Here is a 23,331-nt window from a genome sequence, read left to right on the forward strand (position 1 = left end):
ATAACCCGGTTTAGCATGTGCCCGGACCGGTGGATTGCCGACGAATAAATATAGTTCCGGGGGAAGAAGGTTTTATCGGAAAAATGCCGTTACCTTAGTTTCCCTGGCTTCAAAAAATTTACAATTTGTTAAAGACAGTTGAAGTGCCAAGATTCCCGAAATGTTGTAAATGTATGAGCAAAAGCCATCCAGTAACCATTTTCTTAACTTTCTTAACGCCTAGCATATAAATGGATCTCAATCTCAAGAAAGACCGCAATACCCGCCGTAAACCCGGGGTAGACATCTCCACCATGGTTTACGGGAAAATCCCTCCTCAGGCGAAAGAATTGGAAGAAGCGGTGCTGGGCGCCCTGATGCTGGAAAAAGGGGCCTTCGACGTGGTGATCGAGATCCTTAAATCCGAATGTTTTTACGTAGACGCGCACCAGAAGATCTTCGCGGCCATGCAGCGCCTGGCCGCAAAGTCGATGCCGGTGGACATCCTTACCGTGGTGGAAGAGCTGAAAAGCTCCGCTGAGCTGGAAGTAGTGGGCGGCCCCTTCGCGGTTACCCGTCTTACCAATATGGTCGTGTCTTCCGCCAACATCGAAGCGCATGCGCGCATCGTGCTGCAGAAATTCATCCAGCGCGAGCTCATCCGCATTTCCGGGGAAATTATCAGCGAAGCGTATGAAGACACCGCCGACGTGTTCGACCTGCTCGACACCGCGGAATCCAAACTCTTCGAAGTAACCAACAACCACCTCCGTAAAAACTACGATTCCATCGACCGCGTGCTGGTAAATACCATCAAACGCATCGAAGACCTCCGCAACAAAGGCGACGATATCACCGGGGTGCCCTCCGGCTTCCCGTCTCTCGATAAGATCACTTACGGCTGGCAGCCTTCCGACCTGATCATCCTGGCCGCCCGTCCCGCCGTGGGTAAAACCGCCTTCGCGCTTAACCTCGCGAGGAACGCGGCCCTTCACCCGAAATTCCCGAAAGGCGCGGCGGTGTTCAGCCTCGAGATGTCCAGCGGGCAGATCGTTCAGCGTATCCTTTCCGCCGAATCGGAAATTCACCTGGAAAAGATCACCAGGGGTAAACTCGAAGAGCATGAAATGCGCAAACTCATGACTCACGGCATCGAACGCCTGGCCAAAGCGCCCATTTTCATCGACGACACCCCCGGCCTCAATATCTTCGAACTGCGCGCCAAATGCCGCAGGCTGGTACACAACCACGGCGTGGGCATCATCATCATCGACTACCTGCAGCTGATGAGCGGCGCGGCAGACGGGCGCAATACCAACCGCGAGCAGGAGATCAGCAAGATCTCCCGCGACCTGAAAGGCCTCGCAAAAGAGCTGCACGTGCCGGTACTGGCGCTTTCGCAGCTGAGCCGCGACGTGGAGAAACGTAAAGACGGCAACAAAATGCCCCAGCTGAGCGACCTTCGAGAATCCGGCGCGATCGAGCAGGATGCGGACATGGTAATGTTCATTTACCGCCCTGAATACTACGACATCACCACCAACGAGCACGGCGAATCCAATAAAGGGGAAACGCACGTACGTATCGCCAAACACCGTAACGGTCAGCTTGATACCGTGAAACTCCGCGCGGTGCTGCAGTTCCAGCGTTTTGAAGACGATGGTTTCGTAGACGGCCCGCCCGCGCCCCCAGGTGGCGGCGGCAATTCCTTCGCCGGCATGAAAGGCCACCCCGGCAGCGGCGGTTACGATGAAGCGAAGATCTTCATCCAGAAAGGATCGAAGATGAACGATATGGATTTTGAAGACGATGCATTCGGGGATGCTCCCTTCTAAAGGAACATCTTTACAGATACTAAAAAGCCGGTGCGTTCTGAAAAGAAACCGGCTTTTTTAATGTTCATACACCATGAAACAACTATACGGCAAATACAAACAACACTACACCCATAATTTCCATCTCGCTTATCCCGTGGTGATCTCGCAGCTGGGCCACACCCTTGTGGGCCTCAGCGACAGCATCATCATCGGGCATACGGGCAAAGTGCCGCTGGCGGCGGTTTCGCTGGGCGTCAGCCTGTTCTCGATTTTTATGGTAACGGGCATCGGCATGTCTTACGGCCTCACGCCGCTTATCGCGCAGGAAAACGGCCGCGGTAACCGCGGTTATTGCGGGCATTTGCTGGCGCACAGTTTTATTATCAACATGATCACCGGCATTGTGCTCACAGGCGGCATCCTGCTGGTGGGGCATAATTTGGAACGCATGAAACAGCCGGCGGACGTGGCCGCGCAGGCGAAAATATTTTTGCAGTACCTGGCGGCGTCGTACATCCCGCTGATGGTGTTCCTTACCTTCAAACAATTCGCGGAAGGGCTGGGCTTTACGCGCCAGGCGATGAACATCAGCATTCTCGGCAACATCCTCAACATCCTGCTCGGCATCGTGCTGGTGTACGGGCTGCTGGGAATGCCGCGCATGGGCATTGCGGGCGTGGGCATCGCCACCTTCACCGACCGTTTGCTGATGGGCATCACGATGGCCTGGTACGTGCTCACGAGCCCGCGTTTCAAAGAATACCTGGCTACTTTCCATTTCCGGGAAATCACCGGCGCCACGCTGAAAAAAATTTCCGGCCTGGGCCTGCCCGTGGCGCTGCAGTACATTTTTGAAGTAAGCGCTTTCAGCGGCGCGGTGATCATGGCCGGGTGGATCGGCTCGGCACAGCAGGCGGCGCACCAGATCGCGATCAGCCTCGCGTCTATGACCTACATGATGGCCAGCGGCATTTCCGCCGCGGCGGGCATCCGGAGCGGGAACAACCTGGGGGCGGGCAATTACCGCGAACTGCGGCTTTCCGCCATCGCAAGTTATCATATGGTGCTGGTGCTGATGGGCATTGCGGCACTGGTATTCGTGCTGGGCAGCCGCGTATTGCCGGGACTGTACATCAACGATCCCGCGGTGATCCACATCGCATCGGGACTGCTGCTGATCGCCGCATTTTTCCAGTTGTTCGACGGCACCCAGGTAGTGGGCCTCGGCGTGTTGCGCGGCCTCGGCGATGTGAAAGTGCCCACGATGATCACGATGCTGGCTTACTGGGTGCTGGGGCTGCCCGTGGGTTACCTGCTGGGCTTTACGTTCGGCTTTGGCGTGTACGGCATCTGGTGGGGGCTTTCGTTGGGATTGCTCATCGCTTCGGTATTATTGTTTTTCCGTTTCCAGTCCATTACCCGCGGATTGGAACAGACGGCCGGAAAAGTATAATTTTACAGGATGGAGTTACCCGTTTTTTACGCAAAGGAACTGATACCGGGCGTTTCGTCTTACACGATGGACGAGCCCACGTCTAAATACTGCATCCAGGTGCTGCGGCGGCAGAAGGGTGATAAAGTGTTGCTGGCGGACGGTAAAGGGAACCGTTACGAAGCGGAGATCACAGACGATCACCGTAAAAAATGCGTAACAGAGATCCGCAACGTCGAAGAAATGCCGCGGCCCGAACCGCGTATTCGTATCGCCATCGCCTTTACCAAAAACGCCGCGCGGATGGAATGGTTTCTCGAAAAAGCCGTGGAGATCGGCGTGCAGCGTATCATTCCGCTGGTAACGCTGCGTACGGAAAAGGAAAAACTGAAGGCGGAAAGATTGGAAAACATTCTTGTTTCGGCCATGCTGCAGTCGCGGCAATGGCACCTGCCCGAACTGGCGGAGCCTACGCCGCTGGAATCGCTGATGAGCGCTACGGAACAACGTTTCATCGCGCATTGTCTTCCCGGGGATAAAAAACATTTATTGAACGCCATGCAGCCGGCAAAGGATTCGCTGTTGCTGATCGGACCGGAAGGCGACTTCGCGCAGCAGGAAGTGGAACTGGCGCTGCAGTACGGTTTTGTGCCCGTGAGCCTCGGCAATACGCGCCTGCGCACAGAAACCGCCGGCATGGTAGGCTGCGCGCTGATGGCGGCGGCCAATGCATCGAAATAAAAAAGGGCTGCGTTTCCGCAACCCTTTTTCGAGTTATTTTAAGTCTTTCTCTTTCGGGTCTACCGGGCCTCTGAGCTGCACCGGTTCCGATTTTTTGCGCATCCGCATATTCAGTAACTCTACCGCGAAGGAGAACGCCATGGCGAAATACACGTAGTTCTTCAGGTGCAGGCTGTGCGCGGCTTCCGCGTTCCATCCCTCGATGATCAGGATGCCGCCTACCATGATGAGGAACGACAGCGCCAGCATTTTCAGCGTGGGGTGTTTGTGAATGAAATTGCTGATGCGCGGCGCGAAGGTGAACATGATGAACATGGCGATGATCACCGCCACGATCATGATCTCCACGTGTTTGGCGAGCCCTACGGCCGTAATGATGCTGTCGAAGGAAAATACCATGTCGATGATGATGATCTGCCCCACCACGTTGAGCAATGTAGCGCCGCCTTTGCCGCCGAGCTTGGGCGTTCCTTCCTCTTCGCCTTCCAGTTTATGGTGAATTTCGAGCGTCGTTTTGATGAGCAGGAACAAACCGCCGGCCAGCATGATAAGGTCGCGCAGGGAAATGCCCTTGCCGAAAATGTAAAACAGCGGGTGCACCGCTTTTACGATGTAGCCGATGCACAGCAGCAGGATAATACGCACGGCGATGCCTGTGAACATCCAGATGCGCCGCGCTTGCAGCCTTTTTTCCTCGGGCAGGCGGTTCATAACAATGGATACGAAAATAACGTTGTCGATGCCGAGCACGACCTCCATAACGGTAAGGGTCAGCAAGCTGATAAGAGAATCTAAGGTCAGTAATTCTTCCATGATTTATGATTGTGATGATAATCCCTGGCAGATCTTTTTGACGATGGCAGGCCCTTCGTAGATGAAGCCGGTGTACACCTGCACGAGGGAAGCGCCGGCGTCGAGTTTTTCCTGCGCATCGGCCGCGGTGAAAATGCCGCCTACGGCGATGATGGGTATTTTTCCGCCGGAGCCCTGGTGAATGTAACGGATCACTTCGGTGGCGCGTTGTTTTACGGGAAGCCCGCTCAGTCCGCCCGCACCGATCTTTTCCAGCTGGCCTGCCGCAGTGGCGAGCCCGTCGCGGCTGATGGTGGTGTTGGTGGCTACAATGCCCGCCAGCTGCGTATCCTGAACGATCTCGATAATGTCGTCCAGCTGTTCGTTGGTAAGGTCGGGCGCTATTTTGAGCAGGATGGGTTTGGGATTGCTCTTTTGCGAGTTGAGGGTTTGCAGGTGATGCAGCAGCTGTTTGAGCGGCTCTTTTTCCTGCAGTGCGCGGAGGCCGGGCGTGTTGGGAGAACTTACGTTCACCACGAAATAGTCCACCCCGTCGAACAGCGCGTGGAAACATTTTTCGTAATCGCCGATCGCGTCTTCATTGGGTGTCAGTTTGTTCTTCCCGATATTGCCGCCCACGATGATATTGGAGCGGCGTTTCTGCAGTCTTTTAGCGGCCGCGCGTACGCCTTCGTTGTTGAAGCCCATGCGGTTGACGAGCGCCTGGTCTTCCGGCAGGCGAAACAGCCTCGGCTGCTCGTTGCCCGGTTGCGGCAGCGGGGTAACGGTGCCGATCTCCACGAAACCGAAGCCGAGATGCGCCAGTTCGTCAATATACCGCGCGTCTTTGTCGAAACCTGCGGCCAGGCCAACGGGATTGGCGAAAGTAAGTCCCCATAACTTGCGTTCCAGCCCGTTGTTTTTAGGCTGGCAGAAAGCGTCGAGCACATTTTTGCCGAAAGGAAGGGCGTTCACGACCTTTAACCCCCGCATTACCGTATGGTGGATGCTTTCAGGAGGGAACTGAAAGAGTATTTTCTTTATAAAACCGTACATGTACGCGCAAAGATATAAAATTGCCATTCACCATTCCCTATTTGGTTTATCAGCCGTAGCCGCCTAATTTTGCCCCGGTTATTTAATATGTTGGACCTCCAGGCATTTGAACGGCTCTTCCGGGAGCATCACGCGCATTGCCTTGCCTTCGCCATTCATTACACGGGAGACCCGTACGAAGCGGAAGAAGTAGTGCAGCTTGTTTTCTCCCAGCTTTGGGAGAAGCGGGAAAGCATTTTGATCAACGGCTCTGAAAGGTCTTATCTTTTTACCGCCATCCGCAACACGGCCATCAGCCAGTGGCGCAAGCAGAACGTGCGCTCGGAGAAGGAATATTCCTTCGGGCAGATGCAGGACGCCGCCGTGCATATGTCGGTTCAGGCGCGGGAACTGGAGCAGAAGCTGCATTTCGCCCTGGAAAAGTTGCCGGACCGCTGCCGCGAAGTGTTCCTGCTCAGCCGAAAGGAACAGCTGAAATACGCCGAGATCGCGACCGTGATGAATATTTCCGTTAAAACTGTTGAAAATCAAATGGGTAAGGCGCTCAAAATTCTCCATAAGGAGCTGAAGGAGTACCTGAACCTGTTTTTTTTATAAAGAATAGGGGGAAAACGCTTTCAGCGGCGTCTTTTCCCCGAAACGATAACTTTACAACTGTTCATGAACAATTTGCAACCAGATGAGGCTTTGTATTCCCTCCTGTGCAAATACCTGCTGAACGAGGCGGACCAAGCCTCGAGGCAATGGGTGGATGCATGGAGGAAAGAAACGCCGGCCAACGAAGAAGTGCTTGCCGCCATCCGCCGGATGCTGGAAGTGCCGCTTCCTGCCGCGGCGTACCCCGGCCTCAGTACGGACGCAAGCTGGCAAAGGCTGAAAGCCTCGATCGGCGCGCATGAACAGCCTGTGGAAGAAACCATCGTAACGCCCATGCGGCGTAATTATCTTTGGCTGAAGATCGCCGCCGTGCTGGTGCTGGCCCTCGGCCTTACCTGGGTGTTGATGCCGGGGAAACAGCCGCAGCCGCAGGTTTTCGCCAACGCACAGCACGCCGCCCTGCCCGATGGCAGCAAAGTGCGGCTGTTCGACGGCGCTAAAATGAAACTGGAAAGCGGTTTCGGTAAAAAGGAACGCCGCGTGGCATTCACCGGCAAAGGCGAGTTCGATGTAAGCCCCGATCCCGATGCGCCGTTCGTCATTTTGCTCGGCCGCACCGAAATAAAAGTGCTCGGCACCCGTTTTACCGTCAACTATTCCGCCGGTAAACTCGTGGTGCATGTCAGCAGCGGCAAGATACAGGTAAACGACCCGGACGGCAACAAAAGCGTGGTGCTCACACAAGGCATGCTGCTGCGCCGCAACGAAACGCAGGAGCCGTTTACCGTGGCCGAACATATCCCGGACCTGGAAAAGAAACAGCTCGTTTTCAGGGACGTGCCGCTGAAGAATGTGATACTGTCCATCGAAACAATGTACGATGTGCGGATAGACGTGCAGGACGCCGCGCTGCTGCGCAAAGGCATCACGTCCAATTTTGAGAATGAGACCATCGACAATGTGATGGCGTCCGTTGCGTTTATCACGAATACTACGGTAGAGAAAACCGGGGAGCGGCAGTTTACCCTGCGGCCATAATTTAACCTATATTGTAACAGTTAATTTGTTTAGAATGATGAGGAAAGTTCTGCTGGGACTGCTTTTAACCTGGCTGCCTCTCCAGGTTTTTGCATGGAACTGGCGAACGCGGATCTCCCTTTCGCTGCACGACCAACCCCTCTCCGCCATTTGCGAAAAGATCGAAAAAGATTACGGCATCCATTTTTCCTACAGCTCCGATATCGTGAAAATGAGCCGCCGCATGAGCATCGATGTGGATGAAATGCCGCTCCGCCGCGTGATGGAACTGCTTTGTTCCGAAAACGGCATCGAGTTCAGGCGTATCGGCGACCAGCTGGTGCTTACGGCCAGCAAGTCCGTCACCCGCACCATCAGCGGTTATGTGGAAGATGCGGTGACCGGCGAAAAACTCATCGGCGCCACCGTGTATTCGCCCACGCGCCGCGTAGGCACCACCACCAACCAGTTCGGGTTTTACAGTCTTACCACCGCGCGCGACACACTCAGCCTGAGCGTTTCCTACACCGGTTATGTGCCCGCGCAGATCCCGCTGAAAGATAAAGAGAACCGCCAGCTGCATATCCGGCTCGGCCCGTCGAACACGCTGCAGGAAGTGGAAGTAACGGAAACGCTGCCACGCCTGCAGGAACAGACGCAGATGAGCAAAGTGAATCTATCCGTATCGCAGGTGAAAAAAATGCCGCGTATGCTCGGCGAGGCAGACGTACTGCGCACCATCCAGACCATGCCAGGCGTCAGCGGCGGCATGGAAGGCACCAGCGGCATACACGTGCGCGGCGGGAGCCCCGATCAGAACCTTATTTTGCTGGACGGCACGCCGGTATACAACACCACGCACCTGCTCGGTATTTTTTCCGTGTTCAATCCCGATATCATCAAAAACGTAGACCTCTACAAAGGCGCATTCCCGGCGCGTTACGGCGGAAGGCTTTCTTCCGTGGTGGACATTTCGATGAAAGACGGAGACATGTATAAATACCACGGCGAAGTAGCCATCGGGCTGATCGCGTCGCGCATGATGGTGGAAGGGCCGGTCTTCAAAGGCAAAACCTCTTTTATCCTCACCGCGCGCCGCACGTATGCAGACCTCATTCTTTCCGACCTCACGAAACGCGAGTTGAAGCTCGGCGAGAACGGCGATTTTTTCGCATATTTCTACGACGCCAATATCAAGGTCAATCACATCTTTTCACCCAAAGACCGGCTGTATCTCAGCGCCTACGGCGGGGAAGACAATATGCGGCTCAACCGCGACATGCAGTTCGACAGCATCAACGGCGCCGCCAAAAAATATCACGAACAGATGCAATACCGCCTCGGATGGGGAAACCAGGCCTATTCGCTGCGATGGAACCATATTTTCAACCCAAGGCTTTTTTCCAACGTAACGGTCAATTATTCGCAATTCCATTTTATTACCGATTACACCTACAAACATCTCGCGCTGGATACGCCCGCCATCCGCGAATCAGACAACATGTCCGGCAAATATTTGTCCAGGGTGCAGAACGCCGCCGCAAAAATGGATTTTGATTACAAACCCAATCCGCGCCATGCCGTGAAATTCGGCGGGCAGGCCATCTGGCACATCTTCGAACCGGGCGTTACAAAATTCAACAGCGTGTCTGACGATCAGCAGCTCACAGACACGTCGTACAACAACATGATCTCGAAAGGGGTGGAAATGTCGCTGTACGCGGAAGACGACTGGAAGATCCGGGATTCCGTGCATTTGAATCTCGGCGTGCATACGTCGGGGTTCCTGGTGAACGGGCGTTTTTATCTTTCGGTACAACCCAGGCTGGGCTTCCGTTACATCCTGCCGAGAAGATGGGCGCTGAAACTTTCTTTTTCGAAGATGACGCAATACATCCACCTGCTCACCAACAACGCGACCTTCCTGCCAACGGACCTCTGGGTAGCCGCAACGGACAAAGTGCCGCCGATGTATTCCACGCAGGTGGCCCTCGGTCTTGCCAAAACCACCAACGACGGCAAATATGAATTTTCCGCCGAAGGATATTACAAATCCATGCAGAACGTGATCGAATATGTGGAAAACCTGGACAACTTCAATTCCGCCACCAGCAGCTGGGAAAGCCAAGTGATCCACGGCCGCGGCTGGAGTTACGGCGCGGAACTGTTCCTGCAGAAAAAACAGGGCAACTTCCGCGGATGGCTCGGGTATACGCTGGCATGGTCGCAGCGCTCGTTCCCGAACGTCAACAACGGCCGCATCTTTCCTTACAAATACGACCGCCGGCATGAAGTGGAGGTAGTGCTCACGCAACGTTTGGGCAAACGCTGGGAATTGTCCGGGCAATGGCAGTATTCCACCGGCATGCCGCTAACGTTGCCCACAGGCAGTTACGAGCAGATCACCGATCCTTCGCCGCACCTGCCGCCCACCACGGGCAATCCTTCGCAGGTAGACCTCGTGCAGGACCGCAATACGCTGCGCATGCAGGAAGTGCACCGGCTGGACATCGGGGCCACGCACACCAAAACGAGAGGCGCGCTCACGTTCATTTTGAACATCAGCCTGTACAACGTATACAACCAGAAGAACCCATTCTTTTATTATTATAAACGCAATGAGAACACACAAAAGCGGGAGCTGACGATGACGAGCATTTTACCCGTCCTGCCCAGTGTTTCTTATGCAATCCGGTTTTAATTATGAAAACGACCAGGTGGTACGGCATTATTTTTTGCCTGATCTTTTCGGCCTGTGAAAGGACCGTGGAGCTGGACATTCCTTATGAAGGAGACAAGCTGGTGGTGAATGGTTTTATTCAGCCAGACAGCGTGGTGTACCTCCGCGTTACGCGCTCGCAACCGCCCGGCGGCAGCGAGTTTCCCGAGGTGCGCAGTGCGCGGGTGGAGCTGAAGGCGGGCGCGGAAATACTTCCGTTGCAGTGGCAGGTGATCGGCGGGAAAGGATATTTTGTGTCCGCGAAACCCGCGAAACCCGGTGTGGAATACAATATCAGCGTATCCGCCGCGGGGCTGGACACGGTTACCGCGAGAGACACGCTGCCCCGGAAGCCTTTGCTCGCGGAGCCTTTCGCGCAGGCGGGCGGCAACCGCGTGAAGTTCGTGATGAAAGATATTCCGGGAGCGGACTATTATCGTTTCAGGCTGTTCAAAGGCGCAAAGAACGGGAACGGCGAAACTACGCCGGTGGAACGCAGGCTGTACCGCTTCGATCCGTCGTACAATAACAGTTTTACGGACATGCTTACGGAAAATTATCTCGAATCCACCCTCATTGCAGACGACCGTTTCGACGGGCGGGAGCTCACCATCGTGATGCAAACGAAAGACGTGAACATCAAAGACGACATCCTGCTGCTGGAAGTAACAGGGCTGACCAGCAACAGCTGGCTGTATCTTAAAACTTTGGAGGTGCAGACACTCAACGAAGGCAATATACTGATAGACCCGAGCAAGGTGTATACCAATGTGGTAAAGGGTTACGGCATATTAGGCGGGGTAAATGCGGCGCGTTTGGAGGTGACCGTCAAATAAGGACCAAATTCCGTAAATTTGATTAACACCAAAAAGGATTAGCCATGCAAGACGCATATATAGTAGCAGGATTCAGAACGGCGGTTACGAAATCCAAAAGAGGCGGTTTCCGTTTTTACCGGCCGGATGATCTGGCGGTAGACGTGATCACCGGTTTAATGAAATCCGTTCCGCAGCTGGACCCGAAAAGAGTGGACGACCTGATAGTGGGGAACGCCGTTCCCGAAGCGGAACAGGGCCTCCAGATCGGCAGGATGATCTCCGTGAGGGCTTTGGGCATTGAAGTGCCGGGCGTGACCGTGAACCGCTACTGCGCTTCCGGCCTGGAAACCATCGCCATTGCCACGGCCAAGATCAGGACCGGGCAGGCGGAATGCATTATTGCGGGCGGAACGGAAAGCATGAGCCTGGTGCCTACCGCAGGCTGGAAAACAGTGCCCGCCTACAGCGTGGCCACCACTAACCCGGATTATTACCTCAGCATGGGCCTCACCGCCGAAGCGGTAGCCAAAGAGTTCAACGTCAGCCGTGAAGAGCAGGACGAGTTCTCCCTCAAATCGCATCACAAAGCCATCAACGCCATCAAGAACGGGTATTTTAAGCCCGGCATATTGCCTATTTCCGTTGAAGACGTATATCTCAACGAAAAAGGGAAAAAACAGACGCGCACTTTCACCGTGGATACAGACGAAGGTCCCCGCGCCGACACTTCCATCGAAGCGCTGGCGAAGCTGAAGCCCGTGTTTGCCGCGGGCGGCTCCGTAACGGCAGGCAATTCTTCCCAAACCAGCGACGGGGCGGCTTTCGTGGTGGTAATGGGTGAAAAGATGGTGAACGAGCTGGGCCTCAAACCCCTTGCCCGGCTGATCGCCTGCACTTCCGCGGGCGTGCATCCGCGCATCATGGGCATCGGGCCGGTGGCCGCCATTCCCAAGGTATTGGCGCAGGCCGGTAAAACCCTGCAGGACATCGACCTGGTGGAGCTGAACGAAGCTTTTGCATCGCAGTCCATCGCCGTGATCCGCGAGCTGGGCCTCAATCCGGACATCGTGAACATCAACGGCGGGGCGATCGCTCTCGGCCACCCGCTGGGCTGCACCGGCGCGAAGCTCACCATCCAGCTGATGCACGAAATGCAGCGCCTGAAAAAGAAATACGGCATCGTTTCCGCCTGCGTAGGCGGCGGGCAGGGTATTGCGGGAATTATCGAAAACCTGGCGTAAGAACGCATATCCTCCGGAGGATCAATACGAAAGCCTGGCGCAGTATTCCTGTACCAGGCTTTTTTGCTGACAGGCCGGCGCGCGGTTCACCTGTCAAAAATATTTAAGATGTTATTTCATATAAAATAATATGATTGAATTAAAGTTTTTGCTAATTTGCTTTCCGGAAAACCGCTATTGCCTGACTATGCCTAGACATGATCGCTATGAAAATGAATGAATCTGTATAACTGACAAAGACAGGCGGCAACAGCAAAAACCATTTCTTTTTCTTTGAATCGTCTAATAACCGTATCCAAGATGGACCGTAGAGACTTCTTAACACTAGCCCCTTCCCGCAAAAAAACGGTGAAAGTCAAAGCTTCCAGGACCTTTTCAGGACTTAGTCCTTATACAGGCGAATGGGGCAGAGCGCAGGTGGTGCATTTGCTGAAACGATGCATGTTTGGCGCGGCGCCCGCTGACGTAAAACATTTCGAGGCCATGACGCTCGATCAGGCCGTGGATGCTTTATTGCAGCCGAACGCCAACACGCCCGCCCCGCCGGTGAACAACTACGGCGCCGATTCAACCGGCGTTGCGCCCGGTGCGCCTTGGGTACTGGCCCCTGAAGGAGACGAAGACCTCAACGACGAACGCCGGGGTTCCTATAAAGCATGGTGGACCGGCGTGATGCTCAACCAGGAAAGGACCATGCACGAAAAACTCGTGCTTTTCTGGCATAATCACTTCGCTACCGAAACGCAAACCATCGGCGATGCGCGTTTTATGTACAAACACAACGCGATGCTGCGCAGCCATGCCCTCGGCAATTTCAAAACGCTCGCCAAAGAAGTGACGCTCGACCCGGGCATGCTGGTGTATCTCAACGGTTATCTCAACGAAAAAACAGCGGCCGACGAAAACTACGCGCGCGAGCTGCTCGAACTGTTCACCTGCGGCAAAGGCCCCGATTCCCTTTACCAGGAAGAAGACGTAAGGGCCGCCGCGCATGTGCTCACCGGTTACAAAGTAGACAAGGTGAACATCTCTTCTTACTTCGACGCTACCAAACACGACATTACCAATAAACAATTCTCCTCCTGGTTCTCCAACAAAGTGATCACCGGGAAAACGGGGGAAATGGGCACCACCGAGCTGGACGATATGCTGGGCATCATTTTCCAGCAGCATGAAGTGGCCAAGTTCATCTGCCGCAAGTTTTACCAATTCTTCATCTACTATGAAATAGACACGAACGCCGAAGAAAACGTGATCACGCCGCTGGCGGACATTTTCCGCAACAATAACTACGAGATCAGGCCGCTGCTCAACGCGCTGCTCAAAAGCGAGCACTTTTACGACCCGCTGAACATGAGCTGCCTGATAAAAAGCCCGGTGGACTTCACGGTGGGCCTTTGCAGGGAGTTCGGCGTACAGTTCGCGCCCGCCGCGAATTATGCACAGGCATACCCGCAATGGCGCGCATTGCAGACCGCGGCGGCCTCGCAGCAGCAGAACATCGGCGATCCCCCGGGCGTATCCGGGTGGGACGCATATTATCTCGCCCCGCAGTTCCATGAGCTGTGGATCAATACCGATACTTTGCCCAAACGCACGGCGATGGCCGACAGGCTGATCACCACCGGGTATTCTTCCGGCGGCGCCACTTTGCAGATCGATCCGCTGGTGTTCACCGAACAAATGCCCGATCCTTCCGATCCCGTGGCGCTGATCAACGACGCGCTCAGCATCCTGTACCGCATGGGCATTTCAGACGCGATGAAAACCTACCTGAAAAACAACATCCTGCTGAAAGGGCAGCAACAGGATTATTACTGGACGACGGCATGGAACGCATACAAAGCCGCCCCGGCAGACGCGATGGCACGCGGGCTGGTGGTGAGCATGCTCAAAGACCTTTACCACTCCATCATGAACCTGTCTGAATACCACTTAGCCTGATCAATGTTGAAAACCTATTTATGAAACCGAGCGGAACCGTGAGGTTCCATCCGGCCCTTAAAAAATATGCACGGATGAAAAGAAGAGATTTCCTCAAATATACCGCGCCGGCCGCCATACTGCCGTCTTTCATCAACGGCTTCGCCGTGAAGGCTTTCGGCGCGTCACCTTTGCTTGCCGCTTTGGAATCCACTGCCACAGACAACGATCATGTGCTGGTAATGATCCAGCTGAACGGCGGCAACGACGGCCTCAACATGGTGATCCCGCTGGACCAGTACGACAAATACCAGGCCGCGCGCACCAACATCGCTATCCCTACCGGCAACGTGCTGAAGCTCTCCGGGCAGACGAAAACCGGTCTTCACCCGGCCATGACCGGCCTGCGCGACATGTACGACGAAGGCCACGTGAGCATCGTTCACAGCGTAGGTTATCCTTCGCCGAACTTCTCGCACTTCCGCGCCACAGACATCTGGCTGACGGGCTCAGACGCCAACACGGTGCTGGAAACGGGCTGGGGCGGCCGTTATCTCGATACCGAATATCCCGGTTACCCGGACGCTTATCCGAACCCTGAAATGCCCGACCCGCTGGCGATCCAGATCGGTTCCATCGTATCGCCCGCATTTGTGGGCAACGGCGGCAACATGGGCATGGCGGTAACCAGCGCAACCGATTTTTACGACCTCATCGAAGGGCGCGAACAGGATGTGCCGAATACCCGCGCGGGCAAAGAACTGAAATACATCCGCCTCATCCAAAAACAGACGAACCGATTTGCGGATTCGATAAAAGAAGCGGCTTCCAAAGTAACCAACCAGCGCACTTACCCTGCCAACAACTATCTCGGCGAACAGCTGAAGATCGTTGCCAGGCTGGTGGGCGGCGGCCTCAAAACCAGGCTGTACATGGTGAGCATCGGCGGTTTCGATACGCATGCCAGCCAGGTGAACAGCGGCGATACCACTACCGGCGCGCACGCCAACCTGCTGAAAAATATTTCCGAAGCCGTAAGAACGTTCACCGAAGACCTGCGCGATATGAAAAAATCGCAGCGCGTGGTAGGCATGACCTTCTCCGAGTTCGGCCGCCGCATCAAGTCCAACGGCAGCATGGGCACGGACCACGGCGCTTCCGCCCCGATGATCATCTTCGGCGATTACGTGAACCAGCAGGTGCTGGGCAATACGCCCACCATGCCCGACGCTGCTTCCGCGATCGACAACATTCCCATGCAATACGATTTCCGTTCCGTATATGCGTCGCTGTTAGAACAGTGGTTTTGCGTAAAGCCGGCCGACCTTAACAAGATCATGCTGAACAACTACCAGAGCCTGCCGCTCATCAACGGCCTGGCCTGCAGCGTGGTAACTGGCGTGCCCAATGTGAACGACGACGATGTGCTGGTGACCAACTATCCCAATCCTTTCCAGCGGAAAACCGTCATCTCCTACAAATCCCGCGGCGGGCATACCATGGTGCAGGTGTTCGACACCATGGGCCGACTGATGGCTACCCTGGCAGACAGGGTGCATGTGGCGGGCAATTACACCATCGATTATGAAACCGAATTGCCGGCCGGCGTGTATTACGTTCGCCTGCAGAACGGCGCTGTGCAGCAGGTGCGTACCATGCTGAAAGTACGTTAACGCTTCGTTACCGCTGGTGTATTCTTTCATGCAACAGCGTTGCATTCGTCCTCTTTTTCTTATCTTTGCCGGTATATCCGGTAAAGTGAAGAAGCTGATCCATTCCATAGGAGCGATTATTCTGCTGGGCGTGTTTTGTTTATACATTACGCCAAGGGATTATGTGCACCATTTTACCGGGCATGAGGATACGGTGGACCAGCCCGTTTCCGCGTCCTGCAGCGCTCCCGACGGCCCCGGTTTTTCTCAGGAGCACCGCCACTGCGAATGGCTGAACTGGGTGGTAGACGCTTATCTTCCCGCACACGAAGTGCATCTTCCCGCTACCGCGATCTCCTATGCAGACCCCGTTCAGGGCTTGCCTGCTTATATTTTTTCTTCCCCTGCCTACTTCTTTTCGCTGCGTGCGCCTCCGCATGCCTGTTAGCGGACCCTCCCTTTTTTCAGTTATTATTTTACGGCGGTAGCGGAACTACTGCCGGAGACGCTTTGATTTATACAAGATGAGAAGGATACTCGCGCTTGTGGGCGTGCTGCTGTTACTGGCAGGCACGGCCGGCGCACAATGTACCATCCGCCTGGGCGGAACGGTAACGGACAGTCAGACAAAACAAGCGCTTGCCGGCGCTACGATCATCGTAAAAGAAACCGGTCTTTCCGTAAAAAGCGCAGACAACGGAACGTACGCCATAGACGGGCTTTGCCCCGGCTTTTACACCCTGCGCATCAGCCACATCGGCTGTTTGCCGCTGGAAATAAGCTGGCAGGTAAGCGGAGACGAACGGCGGAACATTACGTTGCCGCATAGCGTAACACAGCTGCAGGAAGTGGCCGTAACCGGCCATGCCGCCAAAGAAGTGACCACCGCCCAGGTGGAATCGCTCAGCGGTCATGCCCTGGACCAAACGCGCGGTCTTACCCTCGGGGAAGCGCTGAAAAAAGTAAACGGCGTTACTTCCATGACCACGGGGCCCAACATTTCCAAACCCGTGATCAACGGGCTGCACAGCAACCGCGTGCTGATCCTCAACAACGGCATCCGGCAGGAAGGCCAGCAGTGGGGCTCGGAGCATGCGCCGGAAGTAGATCCTTTCCTCGCCAGTAAAATGGTCGTAATAAAAGGCGCCAATGCCTTGCGTTACGGCGGCGACGCTATCGGCGGCGTGGTACTGGTAGAGCCGAAGGCTTTGCCTGTGCAACCCGGCCTTGCGGGAGAGATCAACATGGCGGGATTTTCCAACAACCGCCTCGGCGCGCTTTCCGCGATCGTGGAACAACAGGTGCCCGCGGTGCCCGGTCTCAGCTGGCGATTGCAGGGAACCGTGCGAAAAGGCGGCAACACCCGCACGCCCGGTTACTGGCTGGACAATACCGGCGTGGAAGAATTTAATTTCTCCGCCGCCGCCGGCTGGAAAAAACCGAAGTACGGCGTGGAGTTGTTCTACAGCCAGTTCAATACCAATCTCGGCGTGTTCGAAGGCTCGCATATCGGCAACCGTACCGACCTGGAGCAGCTGATCGCCCAGCAGCGGCCTTTGCCCGAATACACGGAAGGATTCAGCTACGATATCGAAAGGCCATACCAGCATGTGGAGCACGAGCTGTTTAAAGTGAAAGGTTATGTGAACACCGGGAATGCCGGAAAGCTCAATCTCACTTTCGCGCGGCAGTTCAACTACCGCGATGAGCTCGACCGCAACTCCGCATTGTCCGTGAACCAGATGAACCTCAACCTCACCACCTGGACGGGCGACCTGGTTTGGGACCACAACAGCTGGAAAGGTTTGCGTGGCACGGTGGGCGTGAGTTACATGTACCAGGAGAACAGCTACAAACGGAGGCTGTTCATCCCCAACTACGAAAGCCTGCAATACGGTGCGTTCTGGACGGAGAAATGGGAAAGCAGCGATTCGAAATGGCTGCTCGAAGGCGGCGTGCGCTACGACAACAAGGAATATTTCAACCTGGGCGATAACACGGGAGACATCAATTATCCCGAACAAAGTTATTCCAGCTTTTCAGGTTCCATAGGCGGGCAATACCGCATCACCGATCATTTTCACGTATCGCTGAACGCCGCGCGCGCATGGCGCCCCGCAGCGGTGAACGAACTGTACGCTTCCGGCCTTCACCATGGCGCTGCGGTGATCGAACAGGGCGATGCGTTCCTGAAAGGGGAAACCGCTTCCAAATTCAACGCAGCTTTTCATTACGACCTGTCAGACAAGCTGGAGGCGGATGTGAACTTCTATTACAATCACATCCGGAACTTTATTTACCTGCAACCGACAGACAGCATCGTGGTAACGATCCGCGGCGCGTTTCCGTTCACCTACTACCGCCAGTCAGACGTAAACATGAAAGGCATGGACGCACAGCTTCGCTGGCAGTTCCTTCCCAAATGGCAGCTCACCACGAAAGCCTCTATCCTGCGGGCTTACAACGAATCGGAGCAGGACTGGCTCATCAGCATGCCGGCAGACCGCTTCGAACACGAACTGAGCTTTTTCCCCGGCAACACCGCCCGGATGAAGGACAATTATATTTCCATAAACCTGAGCAACGTGTTGAAACAAACACGGATACCCGCCAACCTGGAGAACAAAAACGATCCCCGCGGGCAGGACCTGATGGCGCCGCCAAACGCTTACAACCTGGTAGGGCTGGAAGCCGGAAGCACGCTGCGGCTCGGCAAACAGCCGCTGTCTGTCATTCTCGGCGCCACCAACATTTTTAACACGCGTTACCGCGATTACCTGAACTTCTTCCGCTACTTCGCGGACGAGCCGGGCACCAACGTTTACCTTAAACTTAAACTGCCGCTGCAATTCGGCAAAAAAGCATCCTAAAAGAACAAGACCATGAAGAAATATTTTGCATTAAGCGCAGCTGCCGCTACACTGTTTTTTGCCGCCTGCAAAAAAGAAAAGAACGATACGCCGACCGAGAACGAAAACGAAGAGGTCACCACCGTAAAACTCACTTTTACGAATGCGGCCGTACCGGCGGAAAAAGTAACCGCCAGCTGGAAAGATCTTGATGGTTCCGGCGGTACCGCGCCCGTGATCGACAAGATCAACCTGAAAGCCAACACCACTTACACGCTCACCACCGAAGTGCTCGACGAAACAAAAAATCCGCCCGATAATGTGACGGAAGAAATTGAAGAAGAATCGGACGAGCACCGTTTGTTCCACCTGTTTTTCGTAAATGCCAACGCGCCGGTAACGGATTCTGTGGCTACTGCCGCTACCGTTATCCCGCTGGATAAGGATGCGAACAATCTGCCGGTAGGCCTGGAAGTTTCCGTGGCTACAAAAAATGCTTTCACCGGTTTCCTCCGCATGGTGGTAAGGCATCAGCCCGGTACGAAGAACGGCACTTACGGCCCCGGCAGTACGGATGCAAGCGCGGAATTTCCGATCGAGATCAAATAACGGGAACGGTATATGCAAAGTAGAGAGAGCGCAATTGTTGCGCTCTCTTTTTTTAAACGGTCACGCCGTTTCTTTTCAGGATCAATGATTGTCTACCGCTAACCCTTGCTGATCGCCCACTACCAATAACTTGAACGGTCTGCCGCCAATGCTCACGCTGCCGTTTTCTTTCAGACTGGAAACATTGAACATTTTCACCGCACCCGTTGCAGGATCGGTTACGTACACCACCTTTTGCGACACGGCAAAGGATGGAATGGCTTCGGCCGCTGCGCCGTCGCGGATGGCGGCGGTTACTTTTCCTTCCGTTTTCAGTTGCGCCGTTACCGCGTCAAACACTTTCAGCTGACCGCTTTTCAGCAGCACGTACAAATATTTTCCCTGCGTGTCCAACACATATTGCAGGATATCCTGCTGATCGTTTTTCAGCACCGGCGTGATCTGCGAATTCGCCGGATCGATCTTGTACAGGCCCAGCGCGGCAGTGTACCCGAAAAAATGCGGCAGGCCTTTGCGGCCGAGGATAGTGCCGAACCAGTTCGCTCCGAAATCCGCCGGGTATTGCACCAGCGATTGCGCGCCATTTTGATTCACGATCAAAATACCGTCCTGGCTGCCGAAAGCCGCCAGCTTGCCGTTGCCGGCGTCGCCATGTATGCCTTTGGTAACGATCGTGGCTTCGTGCAGCGTGGCGCCGTAACGGTCGATGATCTTTACTTTTTCGGGAAGCGTGCCGCTGGCGGAACCGTCTTTCTGCGTTACGGCGATGGTATGATCGTCGTAGATCACCATCGCGCCGTGATGCGGATCGGCAACGGGCAATACCCTGCCTTCGCCGCTTTCCAGGTCGCTGTCTTTAAAAATGCTCAGGCTGCCCGCACCATCGTTGAAGATAGTGTTAAGCCCTTCGTGCGCAAAAAAGTGAGTGGGGCCGGGCTGTGTAAACTGCACAGGCGACATTTCCGGCGGATGCACATGCAAATGCCCGCCATGCGCTTCGATGCCGGTGTTGAAAAATTCCACCACGTTCGCCGCGCGGCTGATGATGGCGGCGAATTGCCCGGTGCTGGTGGCGTACAGCGTGGGCTGCGCGGACTGTACGGGATAAACCGTCGTTTTCTTCGAAACAGGCTCCAGTACGGTGATCTGCGCCTTATCCGCATCGGAGATCACCAGCCGCAGGTATTCCGCTTCGGGCTTTTCAGGCTCCGCGGGATGGTCGTTTTTCTTACATGCCGCCAGCAGTACCATCGCCAGCGTCGCAATCGTCAGGATTCTTTTCATAAAGGTGTTTTAAAAATGTGCAACAAAGTTGCAAATCTAAATAAATGCATCTAGGTTGCAAATAATAAAACCGGTTTTTTTAGCCGCTGGCAGGGAGGTTCAGGCATGGTATGCAGTCAATAAGGCTTACCAAATCAAATTCGCGGATACCGCTTGCCGTTTATATGATAAAGGGATTGGACGGAAAAGCGGGCTGCTGCCGTTCGTATAAAAAAGCAACAAAAGAGTGGGCGGGATAAGATATATTTGTTAGTTGATGAACTGTTAACCGGGGAGCCGGTTTCGAACATATTAAAACGCACTAAAGATGATCTGACATACTGCTCAGATTTTGGATGAAAAGCAAAAAGGGCCGTTTTTACGGCCCTTCCTGAAAAATATCTTTAGCGACTTTTAATGTGAATGCCCTGCCGGGTGCGGACGGGAGTGTTCACCATGCTTATGATCTGCATCCGGCAGGCCAGCCGTGTCTTCGTCGTAGTACACGAAGAAATAGAGGTATACCACGCGGGAGATCCGCATCAGCCACGGCTGCGCTACCAAAAGAATGATTCCGTTGAATCCCAGCCACCAGAGTATGCTGTCGTCCCAGAAAGACATGCCGAAGATCGCCCAGTACAAGATCAGGGTGAATACGGACAAAGCCACCCCCAGCGCATAGCTGACGTAACCGGTACCGAACCAGAAACCGGTTTCCAGTTCGTATTTCTGATCGCACACGGGGCAATGCTCGTGCATGTCCAGTATCTTTGAAAGCCGCCAGTGGAAAGGGTTTTTGCTACGGAACATATCGCCTCTCCGGCAATGCGGGCATTTCATTTTCAGGATGCTCAGGAAAAAATTCGGTCTTTTTTTCTTCATGATTTTGCAAAGGTACGATTTCCCCCGGGCCGGTCAATGACGTTATCATGGCATGCCGGAAATAAAAACGGGGCCGCCGCGGCAGCCCCGTTCCGGGTATTGAATGTGTTGTTATGCGATCGGTTGCGCGCTTTCGGTGGTTTTTCTTTCCCCGATCTGCTGGCGCCACATGGCGTAATACAGCCCTTTTTCGTCGAGCAGCGAATAATGCGAGCCCGTTTCCACGATGCGACCTTTTTCGAGCACGTAAATGCGGTCTGCGTGCATGATGGTGCTCAGCCTGTGAGCGATCATCACGGTGATGTGCTCTTTGCTGGCGGTTACCTGCCGCACGGTTTGCGTGATCTCTTCTTCGGTGATGGAATCGAGCGCGGATGTGGCTTCGTCGAACACCAGCAGGCGCGGCTGGCGCAGCAGTGCGCGGGCGATGGACAGGCGTTGTTTTTCGCCGCCGGAGATCTTGATGCCGCCTTCGCCGATCACGGTGTCGAGGCCTTTTTCCGCCCTTGCCAGCAGGCTGTAGGCAGACGCGCGGTTCAACGCAGTCATCATGTCCGCTTCCGTTGCCTTCGGGTTCACAAAAGCGAGATTTTCGCGGATGGTGCCGGAAAACAGCTGCGTGTCCTGCGTTACGAAACCGATCTGGTGGCGCAGCTCTTCGATGTCGATGGCGGAAGAGCTGAGGCCGTTGTACAGGATATCCCCTTCGCCGGGTTTGTACAATCCCACCAAAAGTTTCACCAGCGTGGTTTTGCCGCTGCCGGAAGGGCCTACGAAGGCAATAGTTTCCCCGGTTTTGATAGAGAAGTTAATATCCTCCAGCGCTTTGCCCATGGCAGTGAGATGTCTGAAACCTACGTGGCTGAAGGTCAGTTCCTGGATGGTGGACAACCGGGGAGGATTGGCCGGGGTTTCTTCCACCGGTGTTTGCAGGATGCGCTCGAAGTTGCTGAGCGATACCTGCGCTTCGCGGTAGGCGAGGATGATGTTGCCCAGTTCCTGTAACGGCCCGAACAGGAAAAAGGAATACAGCTGCAGGGCGACCAGCTGTCCTACCGAAGCAATGTTTCCATATACCAGCCACAACAGCAGGAACAGGATGCTGGAGCGCAGCAGGTTCACAAATGTGCCCTGTACGAACGCGATGCTTCGCACGCTGCGTACTTTCTTCAGTTCCAGCAGCAGTATTTTCATCGTATTGGTATTGAGGCGCCGGATCTCCTGGTTGGTAAGGCCGAGGCTCTTCACCAGTTCGATATTCCTGAGAGATTCCGTGGTAGCGCCCGCCAGTACGGTCGTTTCTTTCACAATGCTTTTCTGGATGGTTTTGATCTTTTTGCTCAGTACGTTCATGAGCCAGCCGAGAATGGCGCTGCCGCCGAAATACACGAACACGAGGCTCCAGTGAACCCGGAAAGCGAAGATCATCACGAACACCACGCCGATGAGGGACGTGAACAGGATGTTGATGAATGCGGAAATGAACTTTTCACTATCCAGGCGCACCTTTTGCAGGATCGCCAGGGTTTCGCCGGAGCGTTGATCTTCAAATTCCTGGTAAGGCAAACGCATGGAATGGCGCAGCCCGTCCGTATACATCTGTGCGCCCAATTTTTGCGTAATGGCGCTTACGAAATAATCCTGGAACGCTTTGGCGATACGGCTTACCATAGCCACGCCGATGGAAGCCAGCAGGAGCAGCACCACGCCTATGAGGTACTGGTTTTCGCTGCGGAACAGGACGGGTTCTTTTCTGGGATTGGTAAAAGAAGCGGGGTGATCGGCGAACCTGTCCACGATCATCCCGAAGATCATCGGGTCCAGCAGCGAAAACACCTGGTTGACGGTGGCCAGCAGCAATGCCAGCGCGATGAGCCATTTATAGTTCTTGAGGTATTGGATCAGCAATTTCATGGGGCAAAGTTAGTGGAAAAAGGGGCTGTA

Annotated in this window: 18 protein-coding genes; 13 read left to right on the plus strand and 5 right to left on the minus strand. The window is 54.6% G+C overall.

Annotation, left to right across the window (positions count from 1 at the left end):
• Positions 1 to 230: 230 nt before the first annotated feature.
• The 3 genes from dnaB to J7I43_RS20390 all read left to right on the plus strand — a co-directional run bounded on the left by dnaB (position 231) and on the right by J7I43_RS20390 (position 3,969).
• Positions 231 to 1,814 (plus strand): replicative DNA helicase, encoded by a 1,584-nt coding sequence (gene dnaB / locus J7I43_RS20380; protein WP_236023443.1) that lies wholly within the window; start codon positions 231 to 233, stop codon positions 1,812 to 1,814.
• Between the two features lie 73 nt (positions 1,815 to 1,887).
• Complete coding sequence (locus tag J7I43_RS20385; protein WP_209147710.1) at positions 1,888 to 3,249, plus strand: MATE family efflux transporter; 1,362 nt, start codon at positions 1,888 to 1,890, stop codon at positions 3,247 to 3,249.
• A gap of 9 nt (positions 3,250 to 3,258) precedes the next feature.
• Positions 3,259 to 3,969: an RsmE family RNA methyltransferase gene (locus J7I43_RS20390; protein WP_209147711.1), complete on the plus strand. Its 711-nt coding sequence runs from the start codon at positions 3,259 to 3,261 to the stop codon at positions 3,967 to 3,969.
• Between the two features lie 33 nt (positions 3,970 to 4,002).
• Here J7I43_RS20390 and J7I43_RS20395 read toward each other — a convergent pair whose 3' ends face one another.
• Together J7I43_RS20395 and J7I43_RS20400 are read right to left on the minus strand one after the other, a co-directional pair.
• Complete coding sequence (locus J7I43_RS20395) at positions 4,003 to 4,782, minus strand: TerC family protein (protein WP_209147712.1); 780 nt, start codon at positions 4,780 to 4,782, stop codon at positions 4,003 to 4,005.
• 3 nt (positions 4,783 to 4,785) lie between these two features.
• Positions 4,786 to 5,844, minus strand: coding sequence for a quinone-dependent dihydroorotate dehydrogenase (locus J7I43_RS20400; RefSeq protein ID WP_236023444.1), 1,059 nt, complete (start codon positions 5,842 to 5,844; stop codon positions 4,786 to 4,788).
• A gap of 60 nt (positions 5,845 to 5,904) precedes the next feature.
• Between J7I43_RS20400 and J7I43_RS20405 the strand changes: the two genes are divergently transcribed.
• The 10 genes from J7I43_RS20405 (at position 5,905) to J7I43_RS20450 (ending at position 19,242) form a co-directional block, all read left to right on the plus strand.
• Complete coding sequence (locus J7I43_RS20405) at positions 5,905 to 6,414, plus strand: RNA polymerase sigma-70 factor (RefSeq protein WP_209147713.1); 510 nt, start codon at positions 5,905 to 5,907, stop codon at positions 6,412 to 6,414.
• A 63-nt stretch (positions 6,415 to 6,477) separates the two neighbouring features.
• Positions 6,478 to 7,452, plus strand: coding sequence for a FecR domain-containing protein (locus tag J7I43_RS20410; protein WP_209147714.1), 975 nt, complete (start codon positions 6,478 to 6,480; stop codon positions 7,450 to 7,452).
• A gap of 34 nt (positions 7,453 to 7,486) precedes the next feature.
• The gene (locus tag J7I43_RS20415; RefSeq protein ID WP_209147715.1) at positions 7,487 to 10,132 is read left to right on the plus strand and encodes a TonB-dependent receptor; all 2,646 of its coding nucleotides are present in this window, start codon (positions 7,487 to 7,489) and stop codon (positions 10,130 to 10,132) included.
• Positions 10,133 to 10,134: 2 nt separating this feature from the next.
• Positions 10,135 to 10,986, plus strand: coding sequence for a DUF4249 domain-containing protein (locus tag J7I43_RS20420; protein WP_209147716.1), 852 nt, complete (start codon positions 10,135 to 10,137; stop codon positions 10,984 to 10,986).
• Between the two features lie 44 nt (positions 10,987 to 11,030).
• Positions 11,031 to 12,209, plus strand: a complete 1,179-nt coding sequence (locus J7I43_RS20425) for a thiolase family protein (RefSeq protein WP_209147717.1) — start codon at positions 11,031 to 11,033, stop codon at positions 12,207 to 12,209.
• Between the two features lie 300 nt (positions 12,210 to 12,509).
• Positions 12,510 to 14,153: a DUF1800 domain-containing protein gene (locus tag J7I43_RS20430; protein ID WP_209147718.1), complete on the plus strand. Its 1,644-nt coding sequence runs from the start codon at positions 12,510 to 12,512 to the stop codon at positions 14,151 to 14,153.
• A 74-nt stretch (positions 14,154 to 14,227) separates the two neighbouring features.
• On the plus strand, positions 14,228 to 15,805 hold the full coding sequence (locus J7I43_RS20435; protein ID WP_209147719.1) for a DUF1501 domain-containing protein: 1,578 nt from the start codon (positions 14,228 to 14,230) through the stop codon (positions 15,803 to 15,805).
• Positions 15,806 to 15,890: 85 nt separating this feature from the next.
• Positions 15,891 to 16,232: a hypothetical protein gene (locus tag J7I43_RS20440; protein ID WP_209147720.1), complete on the plus strand. Its 342-nt coding sequence runs from the start codon at positions 15,891 to 15,893 to the stop codon at positions 16,230 to 16,232.
• A gap of 76 nt (positions 16,233 to 16,308) precedes the next feature.
• Positions 16,309 to 18,654, plus strand: coding sequence for a TonB-dependent receptor (locus J7I43_RS20445; protein ID WP_209147721.1), 2,346 nt, complete (start codon positions 16,309 to 16,311; stop codon positions 18,652 to 18,654).
• Between the two features lie 12 nt (positions 18,655 to 18,666).
• Positions 18,667 to 19,242, plus strand: coding sequence for a hypothetical protein (locus J7I43_RS20450; protein WP_209147722.1), 576 nt, complete (start codon positions 18,667 to 18,669; stop codon positions 19,240 to 19,242).
• An 81-nt stretch (positions 19,243 to 19,323) separates the two neighbouring features.
• Here J7I43_RS20450 and J7I43_RS20455 read toward each other — a convergent pair whose 3' ends face one another.
• The 3 genes from J7I43_RS20455 to J7I43_RS20465 form a co-directional block, all read right to left on the minus strand.
• The gene (locus J7I43_RS20455; RefSeq protein ID WP_209147723.1) at positions 19,324 to 20,526 is read right to left on the minus strand and encodes a hypothetical protein; all 1,203 of its coding nucleotides are present in this window, start codon (positions 20,524 to 20,526) and stop codon (positions 19,324 to 19,326) included.
• Between the two features lie 393 nt (positions 20,527 to 20,919).
• On the minus strand, positions 20,920 to 21,387 hold the full coding sequence (locus tag J7I43_RS20460; RefSeq protein WP_209147724.1) for a DUF983 domain-containing protein: 468 nt from the start codon (positions 21,385 to 21,387) through the stop codon (positions 20,920 to 20,922).
• Between the two features lie 111 nt (positions 21,388 to 21,498).
• The gene (locus tag J7I43_RS20465; protein ID WP_209147725.1) at positions 21,499 to 23,301 is read right to left on the minus strand and encodes an ABC transporter ATP-binding protein; all 1,803 of its coding nucleotides are present in this window, start codon (positions 23,299 to 23,301) and stop codon (positions 21,499 to 21,501) included.
• Positions 23,302 to 23,331: the final 30 nt, after the last annotated feature.

It is taken from the genome of Chitinophaga chungangae, from assembly GCF_017742215.1.
Classification (GTDB): Bacteria; Bacteroidota; Bacteroidia; order Chitinophagales; family Chitinophagaceae; genus Chitinophaga; species Chitinophaga chungangae.

Bases quoted from the DNA above. Each gene is read 5' to 3' on its own strand.
- J7I43_RS20435 (WP_209147719.1), top strand. From the start codon at position 14,228: ATGAAAAGAAGAGATTTCCTCAAATATACCGCGCCGGCCGCCATACTG.
- J7I43_RS20465 (WP_209147725.1), bottom strand. From the start codon at position 23,301: ATGAAATTGCTGATCCAATACCTCAAGAACTATAAATGGCTCATCGCG.
- J7I43_RS20425 (WP_209147717.1), top strand. From the start codon at position 11,031: ATGCAAGACGCATATATAGTAGCAGGATTCAGAACGGCGGTTACGAAA.
- J7I43_RS20385 (WP_209147710.1), top strand. From the start codon at position 1,888: ATGAAACAACTATACGGCAAATACAAACAACACTACACCCATAATTTC.
- J7I43_RS20445 (WP_209147721.1), top strand. From the start codon at position 16,309: ATGAGAAGGATACTCGCGCTTGTGGGCGTGCTGCTGTTACTGGCAGGC.
- J7I43_RS20400 (WP_236023444.1), bottom strand. From the start codon at position 5,844: ATGGCAATTTTATATCTTTGCGCGTACATGTACGGTTTTATAAAGAAA.
- J7I43_RS20455 (WP_209147723.1), bottom strand. From the start codon at position 20,526: ATGAAAAGAATCCTGACGATTGCGACGCTGGCGATGGTACTGCTGGCG.
- J7I43_RS20420 (WP_209147716.1), top strand. From the start codon at position 10,135: ATGAAAACGACCAGGTGGTACGGCATTATTTTTTGCCTGATCTTTTCG.
- J7I43_RS20410 (WP_209147714.1), top strand. From the start codon at position 6,478: ATGAACAATTTGCAACCAGATGAGGCTTTGTATTCCCTCCTGTGCAAA.
- J7I43_RS20460 (WP_209147724.1), bottom strand. From the start codon at position 21,387: ATGAAGAAAAAAAGACCGAATTTTTTCCTGAGCATCCTGAAAATGAAA.
- J7I43_RS20390 (WP_209147711.1), top strand. From the start codon at position 3,259: ATGGAGTTACCCGTTTTTTACGCAAAGGAACTGATACCGGGCGTTTCG.
- J7I43_RS20450 (WP_209147722.1), top strand. From the start codon at position 18,667: ATGAAGAAATATTTTGCATTAAGCGCAGCTGCCGCTACACTGTTTTTT.
- J7I43_RS20415 (WP_209147715.1), top strand. From the start codon at position 7,487: ATGATGAGGAAAGTTCTGCTGGGACTGCTTTTAACCTGGCTGCCTCTC.
- J7I43_RS20395 (WP_209147712.1), bottom strand. From the start codon at position 4,782: ATGGAAGAATTACTGACCTTAGATTCTCTTATCAGCTTGCTGACCCTT.
- J7I43_RS20405 (WP_209147713.1), top strand. From the start codon at position 5,905: ATGTTGGACCTCCAGGCATTTGAACGGCTCTTCCGGGAGCATCACGCG.
- dnaB (WP_236023443.1), top strand. From the start codon at position 231: ATGGATCTCAATCTCAAGAAAGACCGCAATACCCGCCGTAAACCCGGG.
- J7I43_RS20430 (WP_209147718.1), top strand. From the start codon at position 12,510: ATGGACCGTAGAGACTTCTTAACACTAGCCCCTTCCCGCAAAAAAACG.